Annotated in this window: 16 protein-coding genes; 15 read left to right on the forward strand and 1 reads right to left on the reverse strand. The window is 60.0% G+C overall.

From position 1 onward, the window contains the following. The first annotated feature begins 7 nt into the window (after positions 1-7). The 3 genes from R1W01_RS13530 to R1W01_RS13540 all read left to right on the forward strand — a co-directional run bounded on the left by R1W01_RS13530 (position 8) and on the right by R1W01_RS13540 (position 2,885). The gene (locus tag R1W01_RS13530) at positions 8-496 is read left to right on the forward strand and encodes a TRAP transporter small permease (protein ID WP_317275277.1); all 489 of its coding nucleotides are present in this window, start codon (positions 8-10) and stop codon (positions 494-496) included. 22 nt (positions 497-518) lie between these two features. Further along, a complete protein-coding gene (dctP, locus tag R1W01_RS13535; RefSeq protein WP_317275278.1) occupies positions 519-1,523 on the forward strand; it encodes a TRAP transporter substrate-binding protein DctP in 1,005 nt (334 codons plus the stop codon). A gap of 72 nt (positions 1,524-1,595) precedes the next feature. Continuing rightward, entirely contained in the window at positions 1,596-2,885 is a 1,290-nt protein-coding gene (locus R1W01_RS13540; protein WP_317275279.1) for a TRAP transporter large permease, read from the forward strand. A 192-nt stretch (positions 2,886-3,077) separates the two neighbouring features. Here R1W01_RS13540 and R1W01_RS13545 read toward each other — a convergent pair whose 3' ends face one another. Continuing rightward, a complete protein-coding gene (locus tag R1W01_RS13545) occupies positions 3,078-3,788 on the reverse strand; it encodes a cyclic nucleotide-binding domain-containing protein (protein ID WP_317275280.1) in 711 nt (236 codons plus the stop codon). A 324-nt stretch (positions 3,789-4,112) separates the two neighbouring features. Here R1W01_RS13545 and R1W01_RS13550 point away from each other — a divergent pair, with 324 nt between their 5' ends. From R1W01_RS13550 to R1W01_RS13605, 12 genes are all read left to right on the forward strand, one after another. Further along, positions 4,113-5,450 (forward strand): MFS transporter, encoded by a 1,338-nt coding sequence (locus tag R1W01_RS13550; RefSeq protein WP_317275281.1) that lies wholly within the window; start codon positions 4,113-4,115, stop codon positions 5,448-5,450. Positions 5,451-5,524: 74 nt separating this feature from the next. Then, positions 5,525-7,141 (forward strand): antiporter, encoded by a 1,617-nt coding sequence (locus R1W01_RS13555; RefSeq protein WP_297755836.1) that lies wholly within the window; start codon positions 5,525-5,527, stop codon positions 7,139-7,141. Between the two features lie 72 nt (positions 7,142-7,213). After that, positions 7,214-10,942 (forward strand): nitrate reductase subunit alpha, encoded by a 3,729-nt coding sequence (locus R1W01_RS13560; RefSeq protein ID WP_297755838.1) that lies wholly within the window; start codon positions 7,214-7,216, stop codon positions 10,940-10,942. Next, positions 10,939-12,462 (forward strand): nitrate reductase subunit beta, encoded by a 1,524-nt coding sequence (gene narH / locus R1W01_RS13565; protein WP_297755840.1) that lies wholly within the window; start codon positions 10,939-10,941, stop codon positions 12,460-12,462. The genes R1W01_RS13560 and narH overlap by 4 nt, the downstream gene beginning before the upstream one ends. 1 nt (position 12,463) lies before the next feature. Continuing rightward, positions 12,464-13,171, forward strand: coding sequence for a nitrate reductase molybdenum cofactor assembly chaperone (gene narJ, locus R1W01_RS13570; RefSeq protein ID WP_297755842.1), 708 nt, complete (start codon positions 12,464-12,466; stop codon positions 13,169-13,171). 11 nt (positions 13,172-13,182) lie between these two features. Beyond that, positions 13,183-13,920 (forward strand): respiratory nitrate reductase subunit gamma, encoded by a 738-nt coding sequence (narI, locus tag R1W01_RS13575; protein ID WP_297755844.1) that lies wholly within the window; start codon positions 13,183-13,185, stop codon positions 13,918-13,920. A gap of 28 nt (positions 13,921-13,948) precedes the next feature. Continuing rightward, a complete protein-coding gene (locus R1W01_RS13580; protein WP_317275282.1) occupies positions 13,949-14,752 on the forward strand; it encodes a peptidylprolyl isomerase in 804 nt (267 codons plus the stop codon). 36 nt (positions 14,753-14,788) lie between these two features. Further along, positions 14,789-16,063 (forward strand): gephyrin-like molybdotransferase Glp, encoded by a 1,275-nt coding sequence (gene glp / locus R1W01_RS13585; RefSeq protein ID WP_297755846.1) that lies wholly within the window; start codon positions 14,789-14,791, stop codon positions 16,061-16,063. A gap of 14 nt (positions 16,064-16,077) precedes the next feature. Then, entirely contained in the window at positions 16,078-16,605 is a 528-nt protein-coding gene (locus R1W01_RS13590; protein WP_297755848.1) for a DUF2478 domain-containing protein, read from the forward strand. Positions 16,606-16,758: 153 nt separating this feature from the next. Next, positions 16,759-17,640: an AraC family transcriptional regulator gene (locus R1W01_RS13595; RefSeq protein WP_297755850.1), complete on the forward strand. Its 882-nt coding sequence runs from the start codon at positions 16,759-16,761 to the stop codon at positions 17,638-17,640. Positions 17,641-17,653: 13 nt separating this feature from the next. Next, positions 17,654-19,531, forward strand: coding sequence for a cation:proton antiporter (locus R1W01_RS13600; protein WP_297755852.1), 1,878 nt, complete (start codon positions 17,654-17,656; stop codon positions 19,529-19,531). A gap of 117 nt (positions 19,532-19,648) precedes the next feature. Next, entirely contained in the window at positions 19,649-20,536 is an 888-nt protein-coding gene (locus R1W01_RS13605) for a LysR family transcriptional regulator (RefSeq protein ID WP_297755854.1), read from the forward strand. Positions 20,537-20,630 lie beyond the last annotated feature (94 nt).

Raw genomic sequence — 20,630 nt, forward strand, 5'->3', positions numbered from 1 at the left:
TTTGACTATGTTCGAACGCATACTGAAAAAAACAGAGGACACCCTGCATCTTACCGGGTGCCTCGGACTGGTCACCGTTGCGGCCCTGATCAACGCGGATATCTTGCTGCGCCTGATTGCGAACCGCCCGGTCCAGATTCAGTTCGAGCTGACCGAACTGTACCTGATGCCTGCCTTGGCGACCCTGTCGTTGTCGCGGGTGTTCAGGGATGGCGGTCATCTCGCGCTGGACTTCGGCCCCGAGACCCTGCCGGGTTTCTGGGGAACGCTTCTGGTCAAGACGCGGCTCATTCTGCCGGCCGCGTTCTTTGCCGGGATCACCTTCATGTCTGCGAAATTTGCCTGGGGTGCCTTTGCGCATCACGAGGTTGAGTATGGCGTGATCGACTGGCCGCTCGGGTGGGCCTATGCCGTCGTGCCTCTTGGGTGCGGTGTGCTTGTCCTGCGGCTGATCCACGATGTGTTCCGGACTCCGGAACCGGATCTGACCCGCTAATCCATAAATGGGAGGAAACGAAATGAAGACTTTGAAGAAGATCAGTGCTGTCTCTGCGATCATCGCTCTGGGCATGACCGCATCGGCAAGTTTCGCCGAGACCCTGCGTCTCGGGGATTTCCAATCCACAAGCCACATCGTGTCGATCGAAGGCACGTCGCGTTGGATGGCCGCGGTCGAAGAGGCGACGAATGGGGCGTTATCGTTCCAGCATTTTCCGTCGCAGCAAGCCGCGAAATCGAAAGCCCAGCTTGACGCCGTGAACAACGGTATTCTCGATGCGGCGCTTCTCGGCACGCTTTACCACGCGGAGTCCCTGCCGCTGAATTCGGTCGTCGGCCTGCCGGGGTTCTATAGCTCGGCGCAACAAGGCACAGAAGCGCTTCAGGCGATGCTTCAGGAGGGGCCGTTGCGTGAAGAACTCCTGGCCGCCGGCGTGACACCAATTTTCGGTTTCGTTCTGCCGCCTTATCAGGTGCTTGCCAAGAAACGTCTCGGCATGCCCGGAGATTGGGAAGCGCTCGATATTCGCACGTCCGGGTCCACCCAGGCGATGACCGCGCGCTCGATGGGCGCGGTGGGGATCTCGATCCCGGGACCGGAAGTCTATACCGCCGTGGAGCGTGGCCGCCTTGACGCCGTGCTTTTCCCGCTCGCCTCGGTGCCGGGCTACAAACTCAACGAGGTGGTGAGCCATATCTCGACCAACGGTTCGTTCGGAGGCTACAGCTTCGTGATGGTCGTGCGCAGCGATTTGTTCAATGGTCTTGCTGCGGACGTGCAGGCCAAGATGCTCGAGATTGGTGCCGAAACGGCCCTGCATGTCGCCAAAGCCCAGGATGACTCGGTTCAAGGGCTTGTGACGCAATGGCAGGGCGAAGGTATCGACACCTACCAGTTCACCGATGATGAACTGGCGGCGCTGACCGACAGCATGAAACTTGTTGGTCAGGACTGGCTCGAACGGATCGATGCCGAAGGCGCGGGAGCGGTGCTCGAAAGCTATCGCAACCTGACCTCGAAGTAATCCGCCAACGACCGAAGCAAACCGGGTGGCGCCTTCTGGGGTCGCCCGGTTCCTCAAGACAGAGCCACGACAATGCTGACTTTTCTCGCCCTTCTTTGCCTGCTTGCCCTCTTCATGGTCTTCCGGATGCCGATTGCGTTTGCCATGGGGCTTGTGGGGTTCTTCGGACTAGCCCTGCAACTTGGCTTGCAGCCCGCGTTCGCTGTTCTGGAGCGTGTCTTCTTTGACAGTGCGTCTTCGTTCATTCTCGTGGCTATTCCGCTCTTTATCCTGATGGCAGAGCTTCTGACCTCGGGGGATGTAACACGGCGGGCGATCTATGCGTGCCAATGCTGGATCGGGCATGTCAAAGGCGGGTTGGCGATGGCGACGGTCGCGGCCTCGGTGATCCTTGCCGCGCTTGTCGGGAGCTCGACGGCATCGACGGCGGCCATGTCGGCCTCGGCCTTTCCGGAAATGCGCAATCACAACTATGCAGATCGCCTTGCCGCGGCTGTTGTCAGCGTCGGCGGTACGCTCGCTGTTGTCGTGCCGCCCTCTATCGTGCTCGTCGTCTATGGTGTGCTCACGGAAACCTCGATTGGCCAGCTCTTCATCGCCGGTATCGTGCCGGGCCTTCTGACCGCGGCAGGCTTGGCCTTTGTGATCAAGGTTATCGCGATCCGCACGGATCAGGCCCCGAAGGGCGATCCGTTTGAGCTTGGCAAGGCTGCGAAGGCGAGCCGTCACGTGATCCCGATGGGTCTTCTGCTGATCGGGGTGATCGGAGCCATCTACGGCGGGCTTGCCTCACCGTCAGAGGCGGCGGCGCTCGGGGTGATGGGGTCGCTCATCATCGTGCTGCTTCAGCGCACGATCACATTCACCAGTTTCAACAAGTCCGTCTCGGGCGCGATCCGGGCCACCGTCATGATCGTGACCATTGTGACCTGTTCGGCGATCTTCGCCAACTACCTCGCCTTCACCCGGATCACCCACGCGCTTCTTGAATTCGCATCGACCACGGACATGCCTCGCGAGGTGATCCTTGCTCTGATGGTTCTCATTCTGCTGGTGATGGGGATGTTCATGGACCAGCTTGCGATCCTATCCTTGGCGATGCCGCTCGCCTTCCCGACAGCGATGGCGCTTGGATATGATCCGGTTTGGTTCGGTATTGTGGTCACCAAGACCGTAGAAATCGGCCTTTTGACGCCGCCACTTGGTCTGAACGCCTATGTCGCCTCAGCACAGACCGGTGTGCCTCTGGGGACGATCTTCAGAGGCGTCATCCCGTTCCTCCTGATGGAGATCGTGGTGTTGATCGTCCTGCTCTGTTTTCCCGACATCACGCTTTGGTTGCCGTCACTGATGCTCAAGTGATCCCGGAGGGCGCGGACCTGTTCGCGTCCTTCCTCCGAGCTTTGCAAGGCGTCTAGAACGCGCCGCGATTTTGTCATCGAGCTTTCTTTTTCGACACAAGGTCTCTGGCGTGACCCTTGCGCGACGGGGAGTTTGTGTGCCTGCCGGGCCGGTATTGTGGCCATATCGCCGCATGTGGCGGCGCGATGCGCTCTAGTGATTGGGGTCGTCGATCAGTTGGCTTGGTTTTGCCAGGCGGCGCAGATCTGTGTCGTTCTTGATCGTGACGTGCTGGCCGTCGATCTTCACGCCGTATTGCTGCAACGATTTGATGGCGCGGCTCAGGTTCTCGGGGGTCATGCCGAGATATGAGGCGAGGCGGCGTTTTTCGATCGGCAGATCGAACTCGTTCGAAACACCAGATTTGCTTTGCTGATGAATGAGATAGTTGGCGAAACGTTCCAAAGAGGTTCGGAGCTTCAGGTTCTTGGAGTGCTTGACCACGTGCCGGTAGCACTGGGCCAGTTCCGTCACCACATTGCGCGCGAATACCGGGTCGGCATCGAACACCTCGCGCACATCCGAAGACGGCAGTAGGATAAGGCGCGATTTTTCTAGTGTGCGGGCCGACATCAGATAGGGTGCATCCTTGATCGTCGCGGCGAGGATGAAGGTTGAGACGGGGCGCACGGTCGCCATCGTCGTCTCGCGCCCGTTCCACCCGGCAAAGAGCTCGACACTGCCTTCCAGGACGACGTGCAGAAAGTCGCTCGGTTCGCCTTCTGTAATCAACTCGATCGTGGGGGGGAAATTCTGCACATAGGCTCCACGCATGAGCGCATCGAACTGCGCTTCCTGCATATCTGCGAACAGGTCGAGCTTTCGCAGTTCGTCCGATTCGTTCTGACTTGTTCTTAGTGGCATGAAGTACTCCTAAGCTCTCGCCGTCGCGATTCACTTGATAAAAGTCAATTGGAAGGATGGTGTTTTGCAACCCGGCGCTTGAGGGTTTTCTGCGTGCACCTTGCCCGTTTTCGACGGTGGACTTGTTTCGCCAAGGCTACCCTAAAAACTTGATCTGTATCAACAGCCCGCGTTCCCGCGCATGTTTTTCCAGTCCGTGAACCGCGGGCCAAACCCCGTTGGCCATCGGTGAGACCGGAGGGACAAATGGAACTGCAGAATAAAGCCACAGCGTTGTGGCAGAACTTTTTCAACGTGAAAATGGTTCAAATCCGGACATTCCACATGACGTGGTTTGCCTTTTTTTCATGCTTCTTTGCATGGTTCGGGATCGCGCCGCTTATGGCAGTGGTGCGCGATGAACTGCAACTGACCAAGGACCAGATCGGTTGGGCGATCATCGGGTCCGTGTCGATTACGATTTTTGCGCGGTTGTTCATCGGCTGGCTTTGTGACCGGATCGGTCCGCGCAAGACCTATACTTGGCTTCTTGTGCTTGGGGCGTTCCCGGTCATGGGAATCGGCCTGAGCTGGAACTTCGAGTCATTCCTGCTTTTCCGCGTGGCGATCGGTGCGATTGGCGCTTCGTTCGTGATCACGCAGTACCATACCACAGTGATGTTCGCGCCCAACGTTGTTGGCCAGGCCAACGCGACCTCGGCAGGTTGGGGCAACCTTGGCGGGGGTGTGACGCAGTTTGTCATGCCGCTTCTGTTCTCGGTGCTGGTGGTCGGCTTTGGTTTCTCCGAAGCGATTGGCTGGCGTCTTGCGATGGTCATCGTCGGTGTCATCATCTTCCTGATCGGCATCGCCTACTACTTCCTCACGCAGGATGCGCCGGACGGCAATTTTGACGACCTGCGTGCCAAGGGTCTGATGGAAGAGAAGAAGCATGTGACCGGGAACTATACCCGGGCGCTTCGTGACCCGCGTGTTTGGATCCTGTTCGTGATCTACGGCTGCTGCTTCGGTATCGAACTGACGGTCAACAACGTGGCGGCGCTCTACTTCGCAGATTATTTCGACCTCAGCCTCGTCGCGGCAGGGTTTGTTGCGGCGTCGTTCGGGCTCATGAACATTTTCGCCCGCACCATGGGCGGTCTCTTCGGCGACAACTTTGGCGCGCTCTGGGGCCTCAAGGGACGGAGCTTCTGGCTCTTCATCTGTCTGTTGTTCGAAGGCATCGCACTGATGATCTTCAGCCAGATGCACGTTCTCTTCCTGGCGCTGCCGTCGCTCATCGTGTTCTCGCTCTTCACCCAGATGGCCGAAGGCGCCACCTATTCCGTCGTGCCTTTCATCAACAAGAAGGCGCTCGGCGCTGTGGCTGGTGTCGTGGGCGCAGGCGGTAACGCCGGTGCGGTCCTTGCAGGCTTCCTGTTCAAGAACACCATCGACTGGTCCGAAGCCTTCCTGATCCTCGGCATCGTCGTCTCCTGTGCATCATTCCTTGCCTTCTTCGTCCGCTTCTCGACGCGGCAAGAGGATGAACAACGCGCAGCCTTTGCAGCGGCCAACATCGAGACGCTCCGTGCACGCGCAGAGAAAGCGAATGCGGCGCTCGAGGAAGGACTCGATGCGATTGCGCGCAATGGACAGGACTTCGACGCGGCCAAGGCCTGAGACACGTCAAAGCACACCCAGGCGGGCCGCAACATGGCCCGCTGACCAACACTCCCAAATTTACGGAGGGAACCGTGGGACAAGACCTAAGAAACTACACGCCCGATGATGAGGCCTTTTGGGCCTCGACGGGCAAGAGCATTGCCAACCGCAACCTTTGGATTTCGATCCCGTCGCTTCTCTGCGGCTTTGCGGTCTGGCTCTACTGGGGCATCATCACTGTTCAGATGGTGAACCTCGATTTCGGCTTTGCCAAATCCGACCTGTTCACGCTCGGCGCAATTGCCGGTCTGACGGGGGCGACCCTGCGCATCCCGTCGACCTTCTTCATCCGCATTGCGGGGGGACGAAATACAATTGTCTTTACAACAGCGTTGCTGATGATCCCCGCAGTGGGGGCCGGCTTTGCGCTGCAAGATCCGGACACGCCTCTGTGGTACTTCCAGCTTCTCGCCTTCCTGTCGGGTATTGGCGGCGGCAACTTCAGCTCGTCGATGTCCAATATCAGCTTCTTCTTCCCGAAGAAGATTCAGGGCTATGCGCTCGGGATGAATGCGGGCCTTGGCAACTTCGGTGTGACCACGATGCAGATCCTTGTGCCGCTGGCCATGACAATGGGCATCTTTGGTGGTGAGAGCCGCACTCTTGTGAATACCTCGGGCACCCTGATCGGCAAGATCCCCGCCGGCACCGAGACCTATATTCAGAACGCGGGCCTGATCTGGCTTGTCTTCCTGATCCCGCTGGCGGTGATCGGCTGGATGGGTATGAACAACATCCGTGACGAACATGTCAGCCCCGACATTCCGGGTCCGTTTGGCGCCTTTGCGACGATCACCGGCATGCTGGCGATCGGGTTCGTGACAGCGGCCTTTGGTGCGTGGTTGATGCTGCCGGGCGTTGCGGGTGGTCTGCCGACCTCTGGCCTCGGTATCTCGAAATGGATCGTGCTTCCGATCGTGATCGCTCTTACGGTTCTTGGCCTCAAGATGATCCCCGGCGCCGTGGGGCAGAACCTGTCGCGCCAGTACAAGATCTTTGGCAACAAGCACACCTGGGCGATGACGGTCATCTACACCATGACCTTTGGTAGCTTCATCGGGTACTCGGCGGCGCTCGCGCTGACCATCAAGGTGGTCTTCGGCTTCAGCCACATCGAGGTGGATGGCCTGTTGACCCATGACACGGTCAACCCGAATGGCCCGTCGGCGCTTATGTTCGCCTGGATGGGGCCGTTCATCGGCGCGCTGATCCGTCCGATCGGTGGGATGTGGGCAGACCGTGCAGGCGGTGCAAAGGTGACGCAGATCATCTCGATCGTGATGGTCGCGAGCGCGCTTGGTGTCGCCTACTTCATCCAGCAGGCCTATGCGTCGGCCACCCCGGAACAGTACTTCTACCCGTTCCTTGGCCTCTTCCTGATCCTGTTCGCCGCCACCGGCATCGGCAATGGCTCGACCTTCCGCACTATCGCGGTTGCGTTCAACAAGGAGCAGGCGGGACCGACCCTTGGCTGGACGGCAGCAGTCGCGGCCTATGGCGCCTTCATCATCCCCAAAGTGTTCGGGGAACAGCTGAAGGCCGGGCACCCGGAATATGCGCTCTATGGCTTTGCGATCTTCTATGCGGTCTGCATCGCCATCAACTGGTGGTTCTACCTGCGCCCCGGCGCCTACATCAAGAACCCCTGATCACCACAAAATCCAGCAGAGCCCCGGCCGCGTGACGGCCGGGGACGCAAGACAACCCCAAGGAGACATCAGATGAGCCACCTGCTCGACAGACTGAACTTCCTGCAGTCCAAGGAGTTGGAGACCTTCTCCAACGGTCATGGGCAAGTGACCCGCGAGAACCGTGACTGGGAAGATACTTATCGCAATCGTTGGCGCCACGACAAAGTGGTACGGTCCACACACGGCGTGAACTGCACCGGGTCCTGTTCCTGGAAGATCTATGTCAAATCCGGCATCGTGACCTGGGAAACCCAGCAGACAGACTATCCGCGGACGCGGGCCGGCCTGCCGAACCACGAACCGCGCGGCTGTGCACGCGGTGCGAGCTATTCCTGGTATCTCTATTCCGCGAACCGGGTGAAGAACCCGTTGATCCGCGGCCGCCTGATGAAAATCTGGCGCAAGATGCGTGAGAGCTATGGCCCGATCGAGGCCTGGACCAAGATTCAGCAAGACCCGATCCTACGTGCCTCTTACACCGAGAATCGTGGCAAGGGCGGCTTTGTGCGCGCCACTTGGGATGAAGCGACCGAGATTGTCGCCGCCGCCAACGCCTATACCGCCAAGACTTATGGCCCCGACCGGGTCTTCGGGTTCTCGCCGATCCCTGCGATGTCGATGGTGTCTTATGCGGCGGGCAGCCGCTATCTGAGCCTGCTTGGCGGGGTCTGCCTGTCCTTCTACGACTGGTATTGTGACTTGCCGCCAGCCAGCCCGATGACCTGGGGCGAACAGACTGACGTGCCGGAATCGGCCGACTGGTACAATGCAGGCTACCTGCTGCTCTGGGGCTCGAACGTGCCGCAGACACGGACACCGGATGCGCATTTCTACACCGAGGCGCGCTACCGTGGCACCAAGTCCGCCGTCATCAGCCCGGACTATTCGGAAGCGGCGAAATTCGGCGATGTCTGGCTCAACGTGAAACAGGGGACGGATGCCGCCCTCGCGATGGCCTTTGGGCACGTGATCCTGCGTGAATTCCACCTTGATCACCAGACCGAGTATTTCGAGGAGTACTGCCGCAAGTATTCGGACTTCCCGATGCTGGTGAAGCTCGAGAAGAAAGACGGTCGGCTTGTGCCGGGCCGCTTCCTGCGCGCCGATGATCTCGACGGCAAGCTTGGCGAAGAGAACAACCCCGAATGGAAGACCGTTGCGATTGACGAGGCGTCGAGCGGGCTTGTCTCGCCCAATGGGTCCATTGGTTACCGCTGGGGTGAAGAGGGCGAATGGAACCTCGAAGAGAAAGCCAACGGTGCCGAGACGCGGCTCAAGATGTCGCTTATCATGGAAGAAGACCATGATGACGTGCGCGGTGTCGATTTCCCCTATTTCGGCGGCGCGGCGACTGAACCGTTTGCAACGGGTGCCGATCACCCGGATGTCATGACCCGCAACATCCCGGTGAAGACCGTTGCCACGGCCGAAGGCGAAACCCTTGTGGCGACCGTGTTCGACCTGTTCTGTGCCAACTATGGTCTTGATCGAGGCCTTGGTGGCGAGTGGGTGACCAACGACTATGACAACGACATGCCGGGCACACCGGCGTGGGCCGAGAAGATCACCGGCGTCAGCCGCGACAAGATCATCCATGTGGCACGGGAATTCGCGCAGACCGCCGAGAAGACCAACGGCAAGTCGATGATCATTATCGGCGCGGCGATGAACCACTGGTACCACATGGACATGAACTACCGCGGCGTCATCAACATGCTGGTGATGTGCGGCTGTGTGGGGCAGTCCGGCGGTGGCTGGGCGCACTATGTGGGGCAGGAGAAGCTGCGCCCGCAGACAGGCTGGCTGCCGCTGGCGTTTGGTCTCGACTGGGGCCGTCCGCCGCGCCACATGAATGGCACCTCGGCGTGGTATGCGCATACCGACCAATGGCGCTATGAGACGCTGACGGCCAATGAGATCATCAGCCCGACCGCACCGGAAGGCGACTGGAACGTGTCGATGATTGACTACAACATTCGCGCCGAGCGGATGGGGTGGTTGCCGTCTGCACCGCAACTGCGCACCAACCCGCTCGAGGTTGCCAAGGCCGCCAAGGCCGCTGGTCAGGAGATCCCGCAATATGTTGCGGAGCAGCTGAAATCCGGCGCGTTGGAGATGTCTTGCGAAGACCCGGATGCGCCGGAGAACTGGCCGCGCAACCTCTTTGTGTGGCGTTCGAACCTGCTTGGCTCTTCGGGCAAGGGGCATGAGTATTTCCTCAAGCACCTCCTAGGTACCGACCACGGCGTCATGGGCAAGGACCTTGGCCAGGAAGGCGCGCAACTGCCGACCGAAGCCAAATGGCACGAGGACGGCCCGCAAGGGAAGCTCGACCTGCTTGTCACCATCGACTTCCGCATGTCGACCACCGCGGTCTATGCCGACGTGGTTCTTCCGACGGCGTCCTGGTACGAGAAAAACGACCTGAACACCTCGGACATGCACCCGTTCATCCACCCGCTTCAGGCAGCCGTGGACCCAGCCTACGAGTCCAAGTCGGATTGGGAAATCTTCAAGGCGATCGCCAAGAAGTTCCAGGAAATCACGCCCGGCTATCTCGAGCAGGAGACGGATATCGTTGCCTTGCCGATCCTGCACGACACGCCTGCGGAAATCGCGCAGGATCAGGTGCGGGATTGGAAGAAGGGCGAGTGCGATCTTATCCCTGGCAAGACGGCGCCAAACTATATCCCTGTGGAACGAGACTATACGGCGATCCACGACCGCTTTACCGCGCTTGGTCCGCTCATGGACAAGATCGGCAACGGCGGTAAGGGGATCTCGTGGAACACCGAGCATGAGGTGCAGCACCTGCGCGACCTCAATGGTGTGCACGATGAGGGCTCTGCCAAGGGCTGTGCCAAGATCGTGACCGATATCGACGCGACCGAGGTCATCCTGATGCTTGCGCCCGAAACCAACGGCGAAGTTGCGGTCAAGGCTTGGGATGCTCTGTCCAAGTTCACCGGCCTTGATCACAAACACCTTGCCCTGCCCAAGGAAGACGAGAAGATCCGTTTCCGGGATATCGCGGCGCAACCGCGCAAGATCATTTCGTCGCCGACATGGTCCGGTCTCGAGAGTGAGAACGTCTGCTACAACGCAGGCTATACCAACGTGCACGAGCTGATCCCGTGGCGTACCCTGACAGGCCGTCAGCAGCTCTATCAGGATCACCTCTGGATGCGTGCCTTTGGTGAAGGGTTCGTGGGGTATCGCCCGCCGGTCGATCTCAAGACGATCACCAAGGACGTGCATGATGATGGGGATTGCCTTGTGCTGAACTTCATCACGCCGCACCAGAAGTGGGGCATCCACTCGACCTACTCTGACAACCTCTTGATGCTCACGCTCAACCGTGGTGGGCCGGTTGTCTGGCTCTCTGAGAACGACGCAAAGCGCGCCGGGATCGAAGACAACGATTGGGTCGAAGCGTATAACGTGAACGGTGCACTGACCGCCCGTGCGGTTGTCAGTCAGCGTATGAAAGACGGCACCGTCTTCATGTATCACGCACAGGAGAAGATCGTGAACACGCCCGGTTCCGAGAAGACCGGTCTGCGTGGCGGTATCCACAACTCGGTGACCCGCGCCACGCTCAAACCCACCCACATGATCGGCGGCTATGCCCATCAAGCCTATGGTTTCAACTACTACGGAACCGTGGGGGCGAACCGGGATGAATTCGTCGTCGTCAGGAAAATGAAGAAGGTCGACTGGCTCGATCGTGAAGCCACTCCGAAGGAGGCAGCGGAATGAGAGTACGTGCACAAATCGGCATGGTGCTGAACCTCGATAAATGCATCGGGTGCCACACCTGTTCTGTGACCTGCAAGAACGTTTGGACCACACGTGACGGTGTTGAATATGCATGGTTCAACAACGTCGAGTCCAAACCGGGCACGGGCTATCCCACAGATTGGGAGAACCAGGCGCGCTGGAAGGGCGGATGGACCCGCACTAAGTCTGGCAAGCTTCAGCCCAAGCAGGGCAGCAAATGGCGGATCGCGGCGAATATCTTCGCCAACCCCGACCTGCCCGAGATCGACGACTACTATGAGCCGTTCGATTTCGACCACGATCACCTGAAGAGCGCACCGGAAATGGAGGCGTTCCCAACGGCGCGCCCCTATTCCAAGATCACCGGTGAGCGGATCGAGAAGATCGAGAAGGGGCCAAACTGGGAAGAGATCCTCGGCGGCGAGTTCTCGAAGCGCGGTCAGGACTATAACTTCGAAGGCATCCAGAAGGAGATATACGGGGAATACGAGAACACCTTCATGATGTATCTCCCCCGCCTTTGCGAGCACTGCCTGAACCCGGCCTGCGCCGCATCCTGCCCTTCGGGCGCGATCTACAAGCGCGAGGAAGACGGGATCGTCCTGATCGACCAGGAGAAGTGTCGTGGCTGGCGAATGTGCGTCTCAGGCTGTCCCTACAAGAAGGTCTACTACAACTGGTCGACCGGGAAGTCGGAGAAATGCACGCTCTGCTATCCGCGGATCGAAAGCGGCAACCCGACCGTCTGTTCGGAGACCTGTGTTGGGCGTATCCGCTACCTTGGCGTGATGCTCTATGATGCCGACAAGATTGAGGAGGCTGCCAACGCGCCGCAAGAGCAAGAGCTCTATGATGCGCAGCTTGGGGTGTTCCTTGATCCGAGCGATCCAGAGGTGATTGCCGCAGCCCGTGCTGACGGTATTCCCGAGGATTGGATCAAGTCGGCGCAGGAAAGCCCGATCTGGAAAATGGCGATGGATTGGAAGGTCGCCTTCCCGCTGCACCCGGAATACCGGACGCTGCCGATGGTGTGGTATATCCCGCCGCTCTCGCCGATCCAGAACGCGGCCGAGGCAGGGAAAATCGGCTCGGACGGCGACATGCCGAACGTGCATGATCTGCGCATACCTGTGCGTTACCTCGCCAACATGCTCACGGCGGGGGACGAGGCACCTGTTGTCACGGCGCTCGAGCGGATGTTGGCGATGCGTTCGTATATGCGGTCGAAGACCGTTGAAGGCGTAATCGACGAGGCGATTGCCGAGCGCGTTGGTCTTTCAGGCAAGATGATTGAGGACATGTACAAAATCATGGCCCTTGCCGACTACGAGGACCGGTTTGTCATCCCGACAACGCATCGCGAACAAGTCGAGGAAGCTTATGACATCAAAGGCGGTTGCGGCTTTACCGATGGTAACGGCTGCTCGACCGGGATTTCGAAAGGATCGCTGTTTGGTGGTTCCAAACGACCGCTGAAAATGCCCGAGGAGGTACGTTGATATGGACCGAACTCTCAAAGCCCTTTCGCTCTTGTTGAGTTATCCGACGCGGGAATTGCAGGCCGCGATGCCGGAAATCGGAGGCGTTCTCGCCTCTGATACCCGCCTTACGGCGGCGGCGCGGCGTGCGTTGCGTCCGCTGGTCGAGGATCTTGCGACGACCGACATCTATGCGCTTGAAGAGCAGTTTGTAGCGCTCTTTGATCGGTCGCGCACGCTCTCGCTCAACCTGTTCGAACATGTCCACGGTGAAAGTCGGGATCGCGGAGGCGCCATGGTGTCCCTCGTCGAGACCTATCGTGCTGGCGGGTTCGATCCCGCGACAACCGAATTGCCGGATCACCTTCCGGTCTTGTTGGAATTCCTGGCGACGCGTCCCTTTGTCGAAACACAGGAAACCTTGGCAGACGCAGCCCATATCTTTGCGGCTCTGAGCGCCCGGCTTGCCCGGCGTGAGAGCCCGTATGGTGCTGTGTTTGCCGCTCTTTTGCAGTTGTCCGGTGCGGAGGCAGACAGCGAGGCGGTTGCCGAACTTCTCGACCAACCGGAAGTCGATCCGGACGATCTCGAAGAACTCGACAAGGTTTGGGAAGAAAGCGAGGTCACTTTTGGTCCCGATCCCAACGCGGGCTGTCCGCAGGTGCGCGATATGCTCGCGCAGATGGATACGCCGATCAATCCCGCCCCGGCCGGCACGCCGGCTGAATGATGGAGGCAATGATGAACCAGTTTTTCTTTGGCACTTTCCCCTATATCGCGCTGGCGATCGGGATCATCGGGTCCATCGCGCGCTATGAGCGCGATCCTTTCACATGGAAGACCTCGTCGTCCCAGCTTTTGCGGCGCAAGCAACTCGTGATGGGATCGATCCTGTTTCACGTCGGTGTGCTTGTGATTTTCGCGGGCCATTTCGTCGGCTTGCTGACCCCGATCTGGGTCTTTGATGCGATCGGCATCAGCCACGGCGCGAAGCAGACGCTGGCGGTTGTGGCTGGTGGTATTGCCGGGATCATGGCTCTGGTGGGGGGCGGTATGCTCTTCCATCGCCGCTGGACCGATCCGCGTATTCGCAAGACATCAAGCTTTGCCGATATCGCCATCCTTGCGATGTTGTTGATGCAGCTGGTGCTTGGGCTGTTCACGATCCTTGTTTCGCTCGAGCACCTTGATGGGCATGAGATGGTCAAGTTCATGTCGTGGGCGCAAGGTATCTTCACCCTGGATGGTGCGGCAGCCAGCTATATCGCGGATGTGGCGCTGGTGTTCAAACTGCACATCATCCTTGGCCTCACGATCATCCTTGTCTTCCCGTTCACCCGGCTTGTGCACATGCTCTCGGTTCCAGTGCGGTATTTCTATCGCCCCGGCTACCAGATCGTGCGCTCGCGCCGTCAGACGCCGCTTCCCGAGCGTCGGGGGACCAAGGCTGCGTCGTCGCACACCACACCGGCCGAATGATCGGCTGCCGGACCTTGGAGTGAAAGCCATGCAAATGAAGGCTCTATTCCCCGATGTCGTGGTCAACGGCACAAACATTGCCTCGGCGGATATCGCCGCCGAGGCCCAGAACCATGAGGCGCCGCGCGGCAAGCCGGGGATCGCGTGGCGCAAGGCGGCACATGCCTTGGTGGTGCGCCAGCTTCTCTTGCAGGAGGCGGCACGCCGCGGTATCGACGCCGATCCGCAGGAACTCGAGCCCGGACGGTTTGAAACCGAGGGCGAGGCCCTTGTGCGTGGTGTTCTTGAGGATGCGATCCAAACCGCGCCTCCGTCAGATGAGGAGACCCGCACCCTCTGGCAAGCCGATCCAGACAAATACCGGGCGCCACCGCTTTGGAGCGTGTCGCATATCCTCGTCGCCTGCGATCACGCGGATGACGCCGAGCTGGAGCGGGCGAAGACCCGTGCGCAGTCGTTGGCAGAACGGGTCTCTGCCAAACCGGAGAGCTTTGGACGGATTGCGCGCGCCGAAAGCGATTGCCCCTCCAAGAGCCGTGACGGCCTGTTGGGGCAAATCGGGCCGGGCGACACCGTGCCAGAGTTCGAGGCCGTGTTGCGCCACCTGGGCGAGGGGGAGGTGACCCCTCAACCGATTCAGACCCGCCATGGATGGCATGTCATACGGCTAGATGCGAAGGCGGAGGGCGCTGTTCTTCCCTTTGAGATTGTCGCGCCGAAACTGCGTGCGGCAATGGAGAAACGTGCTTGGGGGCAGGCTGTGCGCGACTTCGTGCAGGGCCTTGCAGCAAGCGCAGAGATTGTTGGCGTCGACCTGAGTCAGCCTCTGTAGGTGCGAGCCATGGCACGCGTGCAAAAGGATAAGCCGATGACGATACATACTCTTCATGCAGAAAGCTGTGGCTGCGAGCGTGCGGATGTGGCACCGGGGCTATTGGCTCTGGACGATGCGCTTGGTCTTTGCCTCGGGCAGGTCAGAGCGCTCGCGGAGACAGAGACTGTCCCGCTTGCCGAGGCCGTCGGTCGCGGTCTGGCGGAACCGGTGCGCTCGCGCTCCAACACGCCGCCCTTTACCAATAGCGCCGTCGACGGCTTTGCGATTGCCTCAGCCGATCTGCAAGGCTCTGGTCCTTGGATTATGCCTATCTCGGCGCGTATTGCGGCGGGCGATGGTTTGGTGTCGCTCGAAACCGGGACGGCGGCCCGGATCTTTACGGGGGCGCCGGTACCAACCGGGGCGGATGCCGTGATCATGCAGGAAGACACGGAGATCGCAGACGGCCGTGTTGTCCTGCGCCGATCCGCAGGCAAGGGCGATAATATTCGTCTGCGCGGCGAGGATATGGCGCAGGGGGATCTTGTCCTACCTGCCGGCAAGCGCATCAGCCGCCGTGATGTCGGGTTGCTGGCGGCGGCCGGTGCGCACGAGGTTGTGGTGCATCGTCCGGTGCGCGTTGCGCTAGTGGTGACGGGGTCCGAGGTCGTGGACCCAGGGCAGCGGCTTGCACCGGGGCAGATCAACGATGTGAACGGGCCAATGCTGCAAGCGGTGATGGCGGATCCGATGGTTGAAGTCGTCGTCCGCGTCAGCCTGCCGGATACGCTTCAGGATCTTGGCGCTGCAATGGCCGCGCTGGCGCAGAGTGCGGATCTCGTCGTCACGACTGGGGGGGTCTCGGTCGGCGAGGAGGACTATCTACATCGCGCCTTTGAGATCGCAGATGGGACGCCTTGGTTTGCCGGGGTGGCGATGAAGCCGGGCAAACCGATTTCCTTCGGTCAGTTTGAAGCAGGGGCGTATTGGCTCGGCTTGCCGGGCAATCCGACGGCTGCCTATGTCGGCTGGCATGTCTTTGGCCGAACGGTGATCTCTGCGTTGCAGGACCGGGCCTGTGGTCCGCGCAAGACGATCGTCTCCTCGACCGTCGATCTGCACCACAAACCGGGCCGCTGCGAATTCAGGCCTGCGCAGCTAGACGGGGTGGACGCAGAAGGGCGCATCCTCGCGACGCCGGTGCAGACAACCCAATCGGGGCGCGTCCTGCCGCTGGCACAGGCAGATGGGGTCATGCTCATCCCCGCCGATGCAGACCACATGCCGAAAGGCGCCCTTTTCGAATTCCTCCCCTTCGACGATCAATGAAAGCCAGAGAGACCATGAAACCGATTTCAACTGTGATGATGGCCGGTCGCGGCGATGTGGATTTCCTGCTGGAGACCTTCGCCACCCAAATGATTGCCCGCGGCTATCGCGTGCGAGGAATTGTGCAGGTCAATACCGAGCGTCGACCGGATCACGCCTGCGACATGGATGTCAAAGTCCTGCCGGACGGCGCGGTCTATCGGATCTCCCAGAGCCTTGGGGCCGGAGCGCGCGGCTGCAGGCTCGACCCAGAAGCGCTTGAGATGTCCGTTGTCGAGGTGGAGGCATCCCTGCGCGACGGGGCCGACCTCGTAATCCTCAACAAGTTCGGCAAGCAAGAGGCCGAAGGCCGAGGGTTCCGCGACGTGCTTGCGAGCGCTGTGGCCGAGGGAATTCCGGTTCTGGTCGGATTGAATGCCTTGAACAAAGACGCCTTCGACGATTTCGCCGCGGGACTGGCGGCAGAGTGCGCCCCGACCCTTGAGGCACTCACGCATTGGGCCGAGAATGCGATCAGAGACCGTTTGCGCGACGCCGCCTGACGCGTCCATCTTTGGTTTCGCTTCGCAAGCCGCACGCGCGTCGGTGTTGCTCTTGTCGATTCCTCCGAGACATCTGCCAAATCCTCCGTGTCTGCATATCCTTGGGTGATTTGCGGGGTTGATGCTGTTAGCGTCAATCAGGAGGAGACGTGAATGTCGCTTGAGGAACTTGAAGCACTGGCCGCACGCTATGTGTCCAAGAACGCGGGGCAAAGGCAGGCGCTTTTGCCTAATCTACATGTATTTCAGAGAGACGAGACCAGCGCGTTCGAGGCCAGCATCTATGACCCGGTGATCTGCCTGATCTTACGCGGGAGCAAAGAAACGCATATCGGGGCGCAATCCGTGGTCTTGCAGCGTGGCGATGCGCTATTGGTGAGCCACGATCTTCCGGTGATGTCGCGCATCACCCAGACGCCCTATTGTGCGCTGATCCTATCGATTGATATTGGGATCGTCCGGAGCTTTTATGTGCAGGTTGGAGAGGTCGCGCATGAGACGCAAGCAGCGCGGTCGCTCTCGGCCTCTGTGGCGCAGGGCGCTTTGCTTGAGGCGCTGGGCCGGTATTTGCGATTGATGGAGGATCCGCTCGAGGCGCAGGTGCTTGGTCCTTTGATCCTGCGCGAGCTTCACTATCGGCTGTTGATCTCTCCCATTGGGGGAATGCTACGCAATCTCCTTGCGGTGGATAGCCATGCCAGCCGGGTCGCCAAGGCGATCACGCGGATCCGGCGCGATTTTCGCGAGCCTTTGGTCGTGGCCGACTTGGCGCAGGTCGCCGGCATGAGCCAATCTTCGTTCCATGAACATTTCAAGGCGGTGACAGGCACGACGCCGCTGCAATATCAGAAGGATCTTCGTCTGATCGAAGCGCAATCGCTTTTGCGGGAAGGGCAAAGATCCGTCGCCACGACGAGCTTTGAGGTCGGCTATGAGAGCCCGACGCACTTTAGCCGCGACTATTCCCGCAAGTTCGGCTGTTCTCCGAAACACCACCTCGCGCAGGTCTCCCTGTCGCCCGGTGGTCTTATCTGAAAAAGGGCGCGCAATGACTGCCGAGTTTATGTTCATCACTTTTACGATTTTCTTTGCGGGGATGATCGCCGTGCCCCTCGCGTCACGTTTCGGCCTTGGCTCTGTGCTTGGCTACCTGATCGCGGGTATCGCCATTGGCCCGGTGCTGCAATGGGCCGGGGTCGATGTCATCGCCCTGCAGCACTTTACCGAATTCGGTGTCGTCATGATGCTGTTCCTGATCGGTTTGGAGATGCAGCCCAAGGTGCTTTGGGCGATGCGGGCACGGATCTTCGTTATGGGCGGTTTGCAGGTCACGATCACCACGCTTGCGGTCATGGGGGTTGCGATGTTGTTCGGGCTGGGTTGGACCATCGCGCTTGCCATCGGTCTTATCTTTGCCCTGTCCTCGACGGCGATTGTCACGCAAACCCTCAATGAGAAAGGCCTCATGCGCAGTGATGGCGGGCAAGCGAGCTTTTCCGTGCTCCTGTTTCAGGATATCGCTGTCATCCCGATGCTGGCGCTGATCCCGCTTTTGGCGCTGCCGGAACTGAGCGCGGCTTTGCATCATGGTGATGATCATGGCGCGGGTCACGGGGAAAGCGCGCTCAACCTCAACATGGTCGAGGGGTTGCCGGGGTGGCAGACCGCGCTTGTCACTTTGGCCGCGGTTGGCCTTGTCATCTTTGCCGGGCGCTACCTCACCGGACCAATCTTCCGCTATGTGGGCCGCGCACGCCTGCGCGAGCTGTTCGTTAGCACGGCGTTGATGATGGTGATCGCCATTGCCCTGCTGATGACGATGGTTGGGCTTTCTCCGGCGCTTGGCACTTTCCTTGCGGGCGTCGTCATGGCCAATAGCGAATACCGGCACGAGTTGGAGAGCGATATCGCGCCCTTCAAGGGGATCTTCCTTGGCGTGTTCTTCATCACGGTGGGGGCCAGCATCGACTTTGCGCTCCTTGGCGAGAACCTCGCACTGATCGTCGGGCTGACCGTTGGTCTGATCCTGCTGAAATGCGCGGTCATGCTGGCCCTGGGACGGACGTTCCGGCTTGCCGGCGGTGACAAGTGGCTCTTTGCGCTTGGTCTCGCGCAGGCGGGGGAGTTCGGGTTTGTCCTTGTCTCGTTCACTGTGGCCAATGCGGTCGTGCCGCCCGCTGTGGCGGACCTTCTTCTGCTTGTGGTGGCCTTGTCGATGCTGCTCACCCCGGCGCTCTTTATTCTCTATGACCGGATCATTGCGCCGCGCTATTCGCGCCAGCAAGAGCGCGCGGCGGACGAGATCGCGCCGAACTCCAAGATCATCATCGCCGGGCATGGTCGGTTCGGCGGCATCGTGAACCGCGCGCTTCAGGCCGCCGACTACCAAACCACGGTGGTCGACTATAGCAGCGAGCAACTGGCCATGCTGCGCCGCTTTGGCCTCAGCGCTTATTTCGGAGATGCGACGCGCCCGGACCTGCTGCACGCGGCGGGGATCGAGGAGGCGGATGTCTTCGTGATCGCCATCGACAACAAGGAGGCGGCGACGGAGCTTGCCCGTTACATGGCTGAGCATCACCCTTCCGTGCATGTGGTGGCGCGGGCGATCGACAGGTGGCATGTCTATGATCTCTGGCGCGCCGGATGCCGCGATATCATCCGCGAGACCTATGACAGTTCAATCCGCGCCGCCCGCTCCGTGTTCGAGGTGATCGGTCATTCGCGCGATGAGGCCGAGCGTCTTATCGGGATGTTTGAAGAGTTTGACCGCAAGACGATGGTCGAGACCGCACAGGCCTTTCTCGACAGCGATGATCCGCATAGCGAGAACAGCGCCTATTCGGTTCTCATTCGTGAGAATCTTGAAACGTGGGAAGCAGAACTTAAGGAGAGCATGAAAAAGGCACGTCAGAAGGCAGAGTGAAGGACACGGCGCCCTTGTGATGGAAAGCCCCTGCGCGATCATGCTAGCGTCTGCCATGGGAAGCAAAGCGCCTGTGAGCCGACGCCATAGGTGGGGCGCAGCAATCGAGGGACAAGGATGGACAAGCTCTCCGTCATGCAAGCTTTTCGCCGCATCGTCGAGCGCGGCAGCTTTGCCCGCGCGGCAGAGGATCTTGGTGTGTCTCCCGCTCTCCTGAGCCGCGAGGTCAAGCTTTTGGAGGACAGCCTCGGCACGGTGCTGCTGACGCGCACGACGCGGTCCATGTCGCTCACCGATGCGGGGCGTCTCTACTACGAAGAGACCTTGGGCATCCTCGAGGCTGTCGGGCAGGTCGAGAACCGTATCCGCGAAGGCGCGGGGGCGGTGCGCGGCCATCTCCGGGTCAACGCGTCGAGTTCTTTCGGACAGACGGTCATTGCGCCGAACCTACCGGGCTTTCTCGAGGCCTACCCGGATTTGCGTCTGACACTGTCGATGGATGACCGGGTGGTTGATATGGTGGAAGGGGGCTTTGATGTGTCGATCCGTATCCGCGCGGCGATGCCGGATTCTGCGCTTGTCGCGCGCAAGATCGGCACCATTCGACAACGAATTTTTGCCGCGCCTCGCTATCTTGAACAGGCAGGTACGCCGCAACGGCCCGAAGAGATCATCAGCCACAAGGTGATCGGTTTCATGCTTGCCGATCATCTCACGCATTGGCGGCTCACCGGGCCGGAGGGGGCGGTGACGCTCGATCTCGACCCGCCAGTGCGCGTTGGCAATAGCCTCGTGTTGCGTGATCTTCTCATCGCGGGGCAGGGGATTGGCACCTTGCCCGATTTTGTTTCAAGAGAGCCAGAGGCGCGGGGCGACCTCGTCCCGGTGCTGCCGGACTATGAACTGCCTTCTCCCGAGATTTTCGCGGTGACGGCCTCGCGGCTTGGCGTTGATGCCAAGGTGTCGGCCTTTATCGAACATCTGCGCGCGGCGCTGCGCGACTGAGATTATTCAGCCTGAGTAAAGAATGAAGTGAACCCGGCCCGGTTATTCCGCGCCTCTGTTTCCCCCATCCTCTTTGGCAATGACACACCTAGCC

This window comes from Shimia sp. FJ5, from assembly GCF_032918335.1.
GTDB classification, from domain to species: domain Bacteria; phylum Pseudomonadota; class Alphaproteobacteria; order Rhodobacterales; family Rhodobacteraceae; genus Shimia; species Shimia aestuarii_A.